Here is a 12,308-nt window from a genome sequence, read left to right on the forward strand (position 1 = left end):
GCCTGTTTCTGCGTGTCCTCGCCGGAGTGCTTCAACACCCGCTGCAAGACGGGGGTTTTTGATGGGAGATGGAGCATATGAGTCTGTTTGGCTGGAATAGGGACGATGCCAATGAAGAGCGGCCGGAACCCAATCCACTGTATCAGGCGCGGGAGGCGTACGAAGCACGCCGCCGGGCCTTTGAGGGATACCAGCCGATCCGGCTGCATGATGCAGACGGCGGCGCGTGGTGGCTTGCGGCGGTGGACGGCGCTGTGATGCTGTTCCCGCTGCACGAGCGGAGCGGCACGCCGAAAGAAACGCTGGACGCTGCGCGCGAGATCCGCATCTCACTGGGACAGGCGGATGTGCGCCGGATGAGCGAGGAACATACGCCCATTCGCGCGGAGGGTATTTTTACGGTCTACAAAAAGCCTGATGCGTGCATTGGGCTGCATGTGCCCGGACATGGGCGGATGGCTTTGACCGCTGACCAGACCGAGCGCGCGATCCCGTACCTGATAGAGCATGGGCTTGCCCGTTTCCGTGCGGTGTATGACTTTGCGGACTGCACCGGGCCAGTGTTTGAGATCAAATGTGGGCAGGGCGGCGAGCTGTTCCCCAAGGGATACACATCAATGCAGGTATTCCGAGATGCGGATGAGCTCATTTTTGTACATAATAAGCGCAATATCTACGGCGGCGGGGAGAAAACGGTCGCGATCGGCCGCCTGCCTGCGGCAGCAGTGCGGTTTTACCGGCTGTGCGGCGGCGTGCGTACTGAAACGCGTGTGTCCGGCGGCAGGGTGAGCGTTGACCGGTCGGCAGCTTACTGGGCGGGCTGGATGCATCCGTTATCGTTCAATCAACACGGACATGCGATTGAAGCCGCAGTCAGCTCAGAGCCAATCCGTACCGAACAGATCGAGCACGATGAGCGCTACGTCGAGTTGTGCGTGCGCATGGACGGCAAAACCTACGATCTGCAGTTTTCTCCGGACAGCCTTGCTGCGTTTGACGCGATGGTGCCGGAAAAGGAGTTCGACGAAGCGGCACTGTCCGACCGACAGCCGACACCGGCCGAGCAGATCGCGGTTCTGGCGGATTTATGCGAAAAGGGCTGGGTAAGCTGCGTGGAATTTGAACAGGCAAAGACCCGGCTGCTCGCGCAGATTTGAGGAGGACCATGACCGAACAGGAAAAGTATATGAAGGCAGCCCTTCGTTTGGCACAAAAGGCAGCGGAAGAAGGCGAGGTTCCTGTCGGTGCAGTGGTTGTGTGTGAGGGGAAAATCGTTGGACGCGGCCGTAACCGGCGCGAGAGCAAAAAAAATGCGCTGCATCATGCCGAAATTGAGGCGATTGAAAAAGCGTGTAAAAAGCTTGGCGGGTGGCGGCTGCACAAGTGTGATCTGTATGTCACGCTGGAACCGTGTCCGATGTGTGCGGGGGCGATCATCAATGCGCGGATCAAAACCGTGTATTACGGCGCGTCTGACCCCAAGGCCGGCTCGTGCGGAACGCTGGTTAATCTGTTTGAGCTGCCATATAACCATAGGCCGGAGGTTGTGTCTGGGCTGATGGACGTGGAATGTGCCGCCGTGCTGCGGGATTTTTTCCGTTCTCTGCGGGAAAAACGGAAGGCAGAGCGGCAGCGTGCCGGACAAAACAGCGAAACTGTTTCATAGGGCAGCCGGAAGGCAGAAAGCAAACGTCGATGACGTTTTACATAGATGCAAGAAAACATAAGGGGTAAGTAAGTGATGCAAAGAGAACGACTGGGCTCGCGTCTCGGTTTCATCCTGCTTTCGGCGGGCTGTGCGATTGGCGTGGGCAATGTTTGGAAATTTCCGTGGATGGTTGGTCAGTACGGCGGCGGCGCGTTTGTACTGTTTTATATCTTGTTCCTGATCATTCTCGGTCTGCCGATTATGACAATGGAATTTGCAGTCGGCCGAGCCAGCCAGAAAAGCCCGGTACGGGCATATCAGACGCTGGAAAAGCCGGGCAGCAAGTGGCACATTCACGGTTATTTGGCGATGATCGGCAACTATCTGCTGATGATGTTTTATACTACCGTGTGCGGCTGGATGCTGCATTATTTCTACTTGACGGCAAGCGGCAAGTTTGTCGGCGCGGATACCGAGCAGGTAGGCGCGGTATTTGGTGAAATGCTCAGTCAGCCGGGCGTGATGGCTGGCTGGATGGTTGTTGTTGTTGTGGTTGGCTTTGCGATCAACTCGTTCGGCCTGCAGGGCGGTTTGGAGCGCGTGACCAAGGTAATGATGATCGCATTGCTGGCGATCATGGTGCTGCTGGCGATTAACAGCGTGCTGACCGAGGGCGCAGGCGAGGGCCTTAAGTTCTACCTGATTCCCAATCTGGAGAATATGAAGGAGGCCGGCATCATCAATGTGATCGTCGGTGCGATGAACCAGTCCTTCTTCACGCTTTCGCTCGGTATCGGTGCGATGGCGATTTTCGGCAGCTATATTGGTAAGGGGCGCGCACTCATGGGTGAGGCGGTCAGTGTAGCCATTCTGGATACGTTTGTGGCGTTTACCGCGGGCTTGATTATCTTCCCGGCGTGCTTTGCATTCGGCGTTTCGCCGGACAGCGGCCCGAACCTGATTTTTGTCACCCTGCCCAATATCTTCAACCACATGCCGATGGGGCGTTTGTGGGGCAGCCTGTTTTTTGTATTCATGGCGTTTGCCGCATTTTCGACGGTGCTTGCGGTGTTTGAAAACATCATGTCCTGCTGCATGGATCTGACAGGTGCTTCCCGCAAGAAGGTTGCGCTGTTCAATACGGTATTGGTCATTGTATTGTCCATTCCGTGCGTACTGGGCTTTAATGTGCTTTCTGGCTTCACGCCTTTCGGCCCGGGGTCGAACGTGCTGGACCTCGAGGACTTCTTGGTTTCCAACATCTGGCTACCGCTGGGTTCGCTGGTGTATCTGCTGTTCTGTACCACCCGTTACGGATGGGGCTGGAAGAATTTCAAGGAGGAGGCCAACGAGGGCGGCGGCCTTAAGGTCAAGGACGGGATTCGCTTTTATGTCAGCTATATCCTGCCAGTTATTGTGCTGGTAATTTTTGTACTTGGCATTAAGGATAAGGTCATGCTGTTGTTCTCGTAAAACGCAAAATTTTTCTTGAATAATGCGGTGCAGCGTGGTATAATAACCAAGGCGCGGTAGAGTACCAATCGCACCCCGCGCTGCACTGATATGCCGGTGTGATGGAATTGGTAGACGTAGTGGACTCAAAATCCACCGGTGGCGACACCGTACCGGTTCGAGTCCGGTCACCGGCACCATAATAGCGAAACGGTATAGATGCCACTGGCGAAAAGCCAGTGGCATCAACCGTTTCCAGGCTTTTTCCCCTCGAAAATTCACGGATGATTCCATAGATGCCAACCACTGTTTTCCCCTAACTGGTGGGACTCGAACCCTCCTCTGCTCAGAGGTTGGCAAAATCAAAACCATGTGGCGCCCTTTTTGAAGCAGTATTTTTCAAAAAGGGCGCTATTTTTCTGCCAGTAGAATACACAAAGTTTGGGGCGTCAATTTGTTGGTCGTGATGGACCAATCGATTGGCGCCCTTTTTCATTTTCAGACCATTTCAAAAAGGGCGCTAAGATTCAGGAGGTAAAACAAGATGGATAGAGAACAATTTTTCCGAGAGCTTTGCACGGTGCTTGGACGAGAAGGTTTCACCACACAGCCGGAACAGGATGATCTCCTCCCGGTGGAATGGGACGGCAGTCCTCTCTGCCGAATCACAGAGGGCGGAGGTGTTCGCTACTGGCAAGAGGATGTGGCCACTTCGGAACGGGACCATGCCTGTGAGCGGGCTACCAATCTGGCCTGCATGGTGCAGGAGTACATGACCTTGATGGAACAGGCTCCCCCGCTGAAGGCTCAGGGGCTGTCGGGAGATTTCAAGGTACTGGCTGATTTCAACGGAACGGTTCTGGCCGGACATCCGACCCAATATGGTGTCCACTTTGTTACCTGGGACTGGAACTTTGACCGCACAGGTCTTAGCTACGGACGCTACTTTCAGGAAAACTATTCGGGCGCCAAGCAGGACTTTGCCACCCGGTCCGGTCTCATCTCGAAACAGCAGGTATTCAATGAGGCACAGCTTACTGAAATTTACCGCTGCTGTGCTGATACCCTGGACACCGGATTCGATTTGACCTACGACCAGGAGCAATGCATCAAAGGCGTTCAGGAACAGATCCTGAGCGGAATGCCCAATATTCTGGATCACATCAATGAGCAGGAGCAGCACTCTACGGATTCTCAAAGCCAGGAACTGACAATGTAATACACCGAGCGCCGGAGTTTTTGAAGTAAGACTCCGGCGCTTTTTCCACTGAAAGGAGCTCGCCACCCATGACACGCTACTTCATGCGGGATACGCCGCTGTTCCATCTGGAGCAGCAGATGATGACCCCGCCCAATTTCAAGCCCAGAGGTCACGGCCTGCGCCGACCCGCATTTCGCTATCAGGCCAAAGATGTCGATTGCCAGTATTGCACGAACTACTCTCAGGAAAATCTCTGCCCGTTATGCGAATGCATTTGCCTGGGGGAACGAATCGAGGCCGGAACGCTCAGCCTTGAGAAAGTAATTCAGGACTGCCTCCGTGGCAAGCTGAGAATGAGGCTTTGGAAGCGATTGGCACAGGAGATATACCCGTATCCTCTGCGCTCCTTCCGTTCTGACGAACACCGCAACCGCTGGATGCACTGGCGGACACGCTATCGGCGATTATCACAGCGAAACCAAGCGGCGCTGTTCCTCCTGACAGCCTACGATGATATTTGGCGCAGGGTGATTTGGAAAGTCGAAGATGATGGCTTCGATTTTGACTCCGTCCAGCTCGCCGGCATCGTGCCGGAGCTTTACAGCGTTTATCAGGCAGCCAAGTCAATTTCTACCGGCAGCCAAAACATTACCATTGCCGATCTCGCATCCCGTGAATTGGTCACAGATGAGGCGTTCCAACTGATTATCTGCGCTCTGCTTCTGGCCAAATACGGAGATGTGATATTGAATTTTGACAGGAAGAAAGGTGATGCAATTTGTTGATGGAAGCAGTTTTGAGCAACGCCGACCACCCGGAATACGGCGTTGCAACAATCCCGTTCCCCATTCCCCGAGGACAATACGACCGCTGTATTGAGCTGTTGAATACACTGGAAATCGGCCATGTCTCAGAAGCCGACTGCCGTGTGGACACGCTCGACAGCGCCTGGCCTGTGCTGAATCGACTGACAGGCACTAAGGTCAATTTGGACGAGCTGGACTATTTGGCCAAGCGGTTGGACAGCTTTGATGTGGGTGAGTTTTCTCAATTTCAGGCGATGGCTGAAAAGCTGAATCTCACCAGCATGAAGGATCTCATCAACCTGACCTTCTGCTGCCAGCAGGCAACGGTCATTACAGATTTTTCTGATCTGGCAACCGTTGGCCGCAGCCACTATCTGAATACCCACGGTGGATGTGCCAGCACTGATGAGTTGGAACATCTGGATGGTGAGGAAACGGCAATTCTTCTGATTGAAGGCAACAAAGGTACTGTTACACGCTACGGCGTGGTCTATGACAACGGTATGCAGCTCTCGCAGCTCTACGATGGAAAGCATCTCCCCGGCTACCACTATGAAGCGGATATGATCATGGTGGGGCTGGTTTCCCGGCAGGAACCAGAGAATACCAAAAATGTCACCTGGATATACCTCCCCGCATCCAAAGGACAAATCGAGCGTGCCATACAGCGCAGCGGCATTGTCGATTCCAAGGATATGTGTTTCCGCATGGGTGATAGCATGTTCCCGGAGGAAGTGGATGTGGCACTGGACTTTCGCTGTGAAGACATCTATGAACTCAACGATTTGGCGCAGGCCGTGGGTAAACTCTCCCATGATGACTGCATCAAACTGGGTGCTGCTGTGAGCATAGCCGGACCGGAGTGTGCCAATCAGATCTGTCGTCTGGCCGAGAATCTGGATCTCTTTGAATTTGCCCCTGGTGCTCATACCCCTGCGGAATACGGAAAATACATGATCCAGAAGTCCGGCCATTTTGAATACGACCCCAACTTGGACGAGTTCTATGACTACGAGAGATACGGCCTGCTGCACATGGATCAGGAATCCGGTATGTTCACCGACCGCGGCTACATTGCCTACCAGGGTACGCTGAGCCTGGAGGAATTGATGGCGGACGATCCAGCAGAAGCCTACCAGCGGGAACAGGATTTTCAAATGGGAGGCATGACATGATCCAACTCTCTCTAAAACGAAGTGGGAGTCCCGTCATTGTCCACCTTAATTTGCCTGCATCTTCCAGCGCCATTGCAGAAGCGTCCAGCCAGCTTGATCAGGCCAGTGGAGCTGGAAAGACAGAGATTGTCGAGATCAAAAGCGTTATCGCCAATCTGCCGTCCTATCTCAGCGGACTTGACCCGGATTCCAGAACGCAGCTTGCACAGCTGAATCGGCTCTCCAGCATCATTGCACAAATGGACTCCCGTGAGCAGAACATCTACGCCGGTGCATTGGATGGCAGCAGCATCAATAATCTCAATGATGTTATCCGTGTAGCGGAACAGGTGTCGGACTACATTCTCATTCCCAATGTTAATTCAGATGTGACGCTTGGCCGCTATGTCGCCGTTGCCGGCCAGATGAATGGGGACCCCAGATTTCCCGAAGCGGCCTGGCCCTACCTGGACTTCGCAAAAATCGGTGCAGAATACTACGCCGAGCATGGCGGTGCCTACACTCATGCCGGTTATGTGCTCCGCAGGCAGGACATGGAGCATGTCAGAGAGAAAGAGGCGCAGATTCAGCTTGAACTCACCTCCTCCCAAGCGCAAGCGAGTGCCTATCTTCCGGCAACTAAGGAGGAATTGGAGCAAGTAAAAAGAATACTGCGAATCGAATGCTTTGCGGAAGCAGCGATCACAAAGGTGTCATTTGCAGTACCCTACATGGACGAGTATGTTCCCACCGCTGGGGCTTGTGTGGAAGATGCAAACGAATTGGCGTGGGCAATCGAAGGGATACGGTTTGAAGACGGCGAGTTGATGAAATATCTATCGGTTCTTTCTGTGGAGCAGCCGGAAACCATGCAGGACGCTCTCCACTACGCCATGAATTTGGACAACTACGAGCGCATCACCGAGGACACCTACGAATACGGCCAAACCGTCTTGCGGCGCATTGGCGCTGATGACGAGCTGATCGATACCATCGACGGGTATATGGATTTTGAGAAGCTGGGCGAAGACGCTATGACAGAGGATGGTGTACGGCGCACAGAATTCGGCCTTATTCGCCGGTGCAGCAGTCCCTTCTCAGAAGAAACGCGGGCGTTAGAAATGGGAGGCCTTTCCTGATGGCCCACGAAACCGATTTGCGCCGAGTAAAGCTGCTGGCGCACGCCCTCCTGGATGTGCGAATTCAACAGACTGCCTTTTCCCCCATGATTGTGAGCCACCCCTTCACGAACTCCGGAATTACCGCACTCCGAAATAAAGACGGCAGCCTTTCCATAGTCGACCTGGTCAACAACGCAGACGACTGTACTAAATGGCGTAGTACGGTCGGGAAGCAAATCGACAGCGCCGAGAATGCCCATGAGGTCTTCGCTCTGCTGAATCCCCCTTATTATCTGACCTTCATCAAGTTCACCGCCGTTGCTCTTTCTGAGCAAGATTTGGGAAAGCTCTTATCAATACCAAAGCGGAAGGACAATGCCGAAATTATCTGGCATAAAACCTCCATACGATATATGCTCTCCAACGAGCGATATGTCGGTGATTCGCTATGGCAAAAAACATATATGACAGATGCGTTTCCTCCCGTGATGGTGCGAAACCGTGGTGAAAAGGAAATGTATTATGCCGAGGCAACACACCCAGCAATTATCACGAAAGAAGAATTTGACGCAGTTCAGATGCTCCTTGGGCAACGCGCAAAACGAGAAGTATGCCCCGAAAATAGATCCCCCTTCGATCAAAAAGTATTCTGTGGTCAGTGCGGAACATCCTTTCGAAAGAAAGTCAGCCATGGGAAAGTTTTTTGGAGCTGCAGGAAGCACAATGAGGACATCCAGAGCTGCCCTGTTACGCAAGTGCCTGATGCAGAAATTCGCAGGGCATTCCTTCGACTGCATTACAATCTCAAGATACACGGTGAAGCTATCCTCACCCAAATGCTCAACTCACTCCAGGCAATCCGCAACCGTCGAATGCTATGGAGTCTGGATGTCATTGAACTCAACAAACAAATATCTGAATTAACAAGTCAGAATCAAATGCTGGCCGCTCTGAAAGAGCAAGGACTCATTGATCCTGACTTTTTTATATCCCAAAACAACGAGCTGACCGAACAGCTCCGTACCGCAAAGCTGAAAAAGGAACGCCTGCTGGTCGCCGATGGCGATAGCACCATCGCCCAAACGCGGGAACTGATGGAAATACTGGATGCAGGGCCGGACTTCCTTGATGACTTCGATGCGGAGCTGTTCGGTGAACTCATTGACAAAATCATCGTAGACAGCAGCGAACAGCTCCGCTTCCGCCTGAAAAACGGATTGGAGCTGGTCGAGATCATAGAGAGGACGGTGCGGTAATGGGCATCCGAAAGCAGCCCTTTGGTTACCAAGTGAAAATGGGGGAAATTGTTCTCCACGCCCAAGAAGCAAAACTGGTGGAGTATATCTTCCAACAGTACCTATCCGGTGCCTCCTTCAACGCATTAGTGGCCCAACTGCGGGAGCAGCCAATTCCCTATGACGAGGGGAAGCTATGGAACAAAAACATGGTCGCCCGTATTTTGGAGGATCATCGCTACACTGGAGAAGGTGGTTATCCCGCTATTACCGATCAGGAGACATTGAATAGAGTCCTTGAAAAGCGGAGTGCGAAACAAGCTCCTGTACAAAAAACAGAAGCGCAAAAGCTCCTGCGCCGGCTGAGCGGCCATACCGCCACAGAGCAGATGGAACAGCAGGTGCTGAACCTGCTCAATGGTCTGATTACATCACCAGAACGCATCACGCTTCCAGAGTCGGAACATCTGCCCCAAACCCCAGTGCAGGCGTTGAAAAGGGAACTGGATACCGTGATGGACCAACAGCCAATCGATGAGGATGCAGCTCAGAATCTCATTCTGGCCATCGCTGCAGCACAATACAGTGCCATAGATCCGAACCAGTATGAAACCATCCGGCTCCGTAAGCTATTCTCCAAGCATGAGTTTATGACCGAGCTGGACGCTGAATTGCTTCAAAGTTCCGTCTCAGCCATCCTGTGCTATAGAGATGGAACCATGGACATCCAATTAAAAAACCATCAAATAATAGGAAGAAGTGAAACAGTATGAGAGAAAGCCCGCCTAAAGTGATTACCATTCCTGCAAAGCCGGAGGCCGCAACCCAGCAGACTATTAAGCGGCAGCTTCGTGTGGCTGCATACTGCCGTGTCTCCACCGACGATGAGGAGCAGCTCACCAGCTATGAAGCCCAGCAGAACCACTACACCGACAAGATCATGACCAACTGCGACTGGACTATGGCCGGGATCTTTGCTGACGAGGGTATCACAGGCACCTCGGCCCGAAAACGACCTGAATTCCTGAAGATGATCTGGATGTGCAAGCAAAAGAAAATCGACATTGTCCTGACCAAATCCATCTCCCGCTTCGCCAGAAATACGGTGGACTGCCTGAACTACATTCGTGCCCTGCGAGAGCTTGGCATCGCAGTAATCTTCGAAAAAGAAAACATCAATACCCTGGAAGCAGACAGCGAGATCCTCATCACCATGCTGGGAGCTTTTGCCCAGGCTGAAAGTGAGAGCATCAGCGCCAATGTCCGCTGGGGCAAGCGCCAGGCCATGCGGGAAGGAAAAGCCATCATTCAGTACGACCGCCTCTATGCCTACGAAAAGGGCGAGGACGGAAATCCTAAAATCATCCCGGAGCAGGCCGAGGTGGTGCGGTCAATTTACCATCAATACCTGACCGGTGCCAGCCTTCGGATAATCAAGGAGCGGTTGGAGGCTGAACAGATCCCCAATGTGTCAGGAAAAGCTCAATGGACCATCACAACTATCCGCAGTATCTTGCGAAACGAGAAATATTGCGGAGATGTTCTGCTGCAGAAAACCTATATCAGCGACTGCATCAGCCGAAAGGTCATTCGCAATACCGGACAGCTCCCCATGTATCTGGTACAGGATCACCATGACGGGATTGTAGATCGCAAAACCTTCGATGCCGTACAGGCAGAGATAGCGCGGCGCAGTGCCGGAAAGAGCCCCTCCAAAAAGAATGCACCTACCGGCATGACATCCTACACCAGCAAGTATGCCCTCTCTGAGCGGCTGGTCTGCGGTGAATGCGGAACGCTGTACCGCAGATGCACCTGGTCCAAGGGCGGCAAAAAGCGTGTGGTATGGCGCTGTGTCAGCCGCCTGGACTATGGGACAAAATACTGCCACAACTCGCCCACGCTGGATGAGGAACCTCTCCAGCGGTCGATCCTCGCCGCTATCAATTCCGTCATGAGTCAAAAGAGCTCTCTTATCCGGCAAATCACAGCCGCCATGGAGGTGGAGCTGGCCCCGGTACCCGGTGAGAGCATAAGTCTTGCGGCAATCGAACAGCGGCTGGACGAGCTGAACAACCTGACTCGAGAGCTGGTGGCAGAAGCCGCACGAACTAAGGATGCCGAGGCATACACCGCCCAGCTGCGAGGAATTATGAATGAGGCTGCCGAATTAAAAGAAAAGCGAGCCTACATAGAGGAACAGCGGCAAAATAACACACAGGCAGTCCAGCGCATAGAGGATGCGGCAGCCGCTATGGAACAGGCATCCTGCCATATCTGTGAATGGGATGAAGCCCTCATCCGGCAGCTGGTGGATACGGTCAAAGTCCACTCTGCCGAGAAAATCACGGTATACCTCCGGGGCGGCGTTCAAGTCGACCAGGATATGATATAATGAGTGAAAGAAGGTGAAGAAATCATGATCTATGCCACAGGCGATACCCATGGCAACTTCCAACGGTTTGCTCCAGAACACTTCCCAGAGCAGGATCAAATGACCAGGGATGATTTTATGATCATCTGCGGCGACTTCGGCGGTGTATGGGAAGGCGGTAAAAAGGATGCCCGCAGCCTGGACCGGCTGGAAAAACTACCGTTTACCACGCTGTTTGTCAGCGGCAACCACGAAAACTTCGACCTGCTGGGAAAATACCCCGTAGAGGAATGGAACGGCGGGAAAATCCAACGCATTCGGCCCCATGTAATCCATCTGATGCGCGGGCAGGTCTTCGACCTGCAGGGATATTCCTTCTTCACCATGGGCGGCGCCAGGAGTCACGATATTGACGATGGTATTCTGAATCCCAATGCGCCGGATTTTGAAGAACAGTATTGGGCTCTCCGAAGAATGGGCGCCCGCTTCCGGGTCAACCATCACTCCTGGTGGAAACAGGAGCTTCCCAGTAAGTCCGAGTATGAAGAAGCTCGGCGCAGTCTGGAACGCATTCACTATGAGGTGGACTATGTGATCACCCACTGCGCCCCAAGCAGCATCGTTGACATACTGGGGAACGGTGGATATGTTCACGACCACCTGACCGACTTCTTGGAGGAAGTCAGAGAACGAGCTAAGTTCCACTATTGGCTGTTCGGACATTATCACGACAACAGGATCATCGACGACCGCTTCGTGCTGCTCTGGGAGCAGATGGTGCAGGTGGTGTAAAACAGGCCAAAGAGAAGCACAGGAAATGCTCCTGTGTTTCTCGTTGGCCTGTTTCTGAATAAGGCAGATTCTGCCGGAAAGGAGAAAGCCATGAACATCCGCAAAAACATCGATTACTCTGCCATGTTTGCCGCTATGGATACGGCAATGGCCACCGGAATGTCTCAGATGGAGCTGTACTGTCAGCTGGGCGCTTTGGTCTGTGACCGACCGGAAAAGGGCGCCGCTGTCGCAGCTGCCGAATACCTGAAAAACCGTTATCAGGATGCTTCCGGCTTCTCTCCCCGCAACCTGCGTCGGATGCGGGACTTCTACCGGATATATGGTGGAAAGCCGGAACTGCTGAAGCTGGCCATGGAGGTCAGCTGGACACACAATGTAGTCATTCTCGAAGCAGAACTGAATCTGGAAGAACGGCGCTGGTACTTGCGCGCTGCCCGGCAATTTGGGTGGTCAAAGACTGATCTCCAGAAAAAGATTGCGACAGAGGCCCATCTGGAACTCCTCCTCGACGAATCAGAGGTT

11 protein-coding genes, 1 tRNA gene and 1 pseudogene are annotated in these 12,308 nt (G+C 53.2%); all 13 read left to right on the plus strand.

What is annotated here, in order from left to right; all coding sequences use genetic code 11:
• Positions 1-77: 77 nt before the first annotated feature.
• Positions 78-1,157 carry a hypothetical protein gene (locus tag T363_RS0102555; RefSeq protein WP_031472952.1) on the plus strand — a complete coding sequence of 360 codons (1,080 nt, stop codon included), beginning with the start codon at positions 78-80 and terminating at the stop codon, positions 1,155-1,157.
• A gap of 8 nt (positions 1,158-1,165) precedes the next feature.
• Positions 1,166-1,666 (plus strand): tRNA adenosine(34) deaminase TadA, encoded by a 501-nt coding sequence (gene tadA, locus T363_RS0102560; protein WP_031472954.1) that lies wholly within the window; start codon positions 1,166-1,168, stop codon positions 1,664-1,666.
• A 75-nt stretch (positions 1,667-1,741) separates the two neighbouring features.
• Positions 1,742-3,121 carry a sodium-dependent transporter gene (locus T363_RS0102565; RefSeq protein WP_031472956.1) on the plus strand — a complete coding sequence of 460 codons (1,380 nt, stop codon included), beginning with the start codon at positions 1,742-1,744 and terminating at the stop codon, positions 3,119-3,121.
• 92 nt (positions 3,122-3,213) lie between these two features.
• Positions 3,214-3,300 (plus strand) — tRNA-Leu (locus T363_RS0102570).
• A 344-nt stretch (positions 3,301-3,644) separates the two neighbouring features.
• Positions 3,645-4,319, plus strand: a complete 675-nt coding sequence (locus T363_RS0102575; RefSeq protein ID WP_031472957.1) for a hypothetical protein — start codon at positions 3,645-3,647, stop codon at positions 4,317-4,319.
• 68 nt (positions 4,320-4,387) lie between these two features.
• Positions 4,388-5,086, plus strand: coding sequence for a hypothetical protein (locus T363_RS14945; protein WP_031472959.1), 699 nt, complete (start codon positions 4,388-4,390; stop codon positions 5,084-5,086).
• Positions 5,086-6,282 (plus strand): antirestriction protein ArdA, encoded by a 1,197-nt coding sequence (locus tag T363_RS0102585; RefSeq protein ID WP_031472962.1) that lies wholly within the window; start codon positions 5,086-5,088, stop codon positions 6,280-6,282. Before T363_RS14945 ends, T363_RS0102585 begins: the two co-directional genes overlap by 1 nt.
• A complete protein-coding gene (locus T363_RS0102590; RefSeq protein WP_031472964.1) occupies positions 6,279-7,400 on the plus strand; it encodes a DUF6329 domain-containing protein in 1,122 nt (373 codons plus the stop codon). The genes T363_RS0102585 and T363_RS0102590 overlap by 4 nt, the downstream gene beginning before the upstream one ends.
• Complete coding sequence (locus tag T363_RS0102595; protein WP_051643040.1) at positions 7,400-8,638, plus strand: recombinase family protein; 1,239 nt, start codon at positions 7,400-7,402, stop codon at positions 8,636-8,638. The genes T363_RS0102590 and T363_RS0102595 overlap by 1 nt, the downstream gene beginning before the upstream one ends.
• A complete protein-coding gene (locus T363_RS14950; RefSeq protein ID WP_051643041.1) occupies positions 8,638-9,390 on the plus strand; it encodes a recombinase family protein in 753 nt (250 codons plus the stop codon). Before T363_RS0102595 ends, T363_RS14950 begins: the two co-directional genes overlap by 1 nt.
• Positions 9,387-11,012 carry a recombinase family protein gene (locus tag T363_RS0102605; RefSeq protein WP_031472970.1) on the plus strand — a complete coding sequence of 542 codons (1,626 nt, stop codon included), beginning with the start codon at positions 9,387-9,389 and terminating at the stop codon, positions 11,010-11,012. Before T363_RS14950 ends, T363_RS0102605 begins: the two co-directional genes overlap by 4 nt.
• A gap of 24 nt (positions 11,013-11,036) precedes the next feature.
• Positions 11,037-11,783: a metallophosphoesterase family protein gene (locus T363_RS0102610; RefSeq protein WP_031472972.1), complete on the plus strand. Its 747-nt coding sequence runs from the start codon at positions 11,037-11,039 to the stop codon at positions 11,781-11,783.
• A gap of 168 nt (positions 11,784-11,951) precedes the next feature.
• Positions 11,952-12,266: pseudogene (locus T363_RS16770) on the plus strand (DUF1016 N-terminal domain-containing protein); the annotation flags it as partial.
• Between the last annotated feature and the right edge of the window lie 42 nt (positions 12,267-12,308).

It is taken from the genome of Agathobaculum desmolans ATCC 43058 (assembly GCF_000701665.1).
GTDB lineage: Bacteria > Bacillota > Clostridia > Oscillospirales > Butyricicoccaceae > Agathobaculum > Agathobaculum desmolans.

What these genes read in the sequence shown, in the direction of transcription:
- T363_RS0102595 (WP_051643040.1), top strand. Translation starts at nt 7,400, where the DNA reads ATGGCCCACGAAACCGATTTGCGCCGAGTAAAGCTGCTGGCGCACGCC.
- T363_RS14950 (WP_051643041.1), top strand. Translation starts at nt 8,638, where the DNA reads ATGGGCATCCGAAAGCAGCCCTTTGGTTACCAAGTGAAAATGGGGGAA.
- T363_RS0102565 (WP_031472956.1), top strand. Translation starts at nt 1,742, where the DNA reads ATGCAAAGAGAACGACTGGGCTCGCGTCTCGGTTTCATCCTGCTTTCG.
- T363_RS0102555 (WP_031472952.1), top strand. Translation starts at nt 78, where the DNA reads ATGAGTCTGTTTGGCTGGAATAGGGACGATGCCAATGAAGAGCGGCCG.
- T363_RS0102610 (WP_031472972.1), top strand. Translation starts at nt 11,037, where the DNA reads ATGATCTATGCCACAGGCGATACCCATGGCAACTTCCAACGGTTTGCT.
- T363_RS0102575 (WP_031472957.1), top strand. Translation starts at nt 3,645, where the DNA reads ATGGATAGAGAACAATTTTTCCGAGAGCTTTGCACGGTGCTTGGACGA.
- T363_RS0102605 (WP_031472970.1), top strand. Translation starts at nt 9,387, where the DNA reads ATGAGAGAAAGCCCGCCTAAAGTGATTACCATTCCTGCAAAGCCGGAG.
- T363_RS14945 (WP_031472959.1), top strand. Translation starts at nt 4,388, where the DNA reads ATGACACGCTACTTCATGCGGGATACGCCGCTGTTCCATCTGGAGCAG.
- tadA (WP_031472954.1), top strand. Translation starts at nt 1,166, where the DNA reads ATGACCGAACAGGAAAAGTATATGAAGGCAGCCCTTCGTTTGGCACAA.
- T363_RS0102585 (WP_031472962.1), top strand. Translation starts at nt 5,086, where the DNA reads ATGGAAGCAGTTTTGAGCAACGCCGACCACCCGGAATACGGCGTTGCA.
- T363_RS0102590 (WP_031472964.1), top strand. Translation starts at nt 6,279, where the DNA reads ATGATCCAACTCTCTCTAAAACGAAGTGGGAGTCCCGTCATTGTCCAC.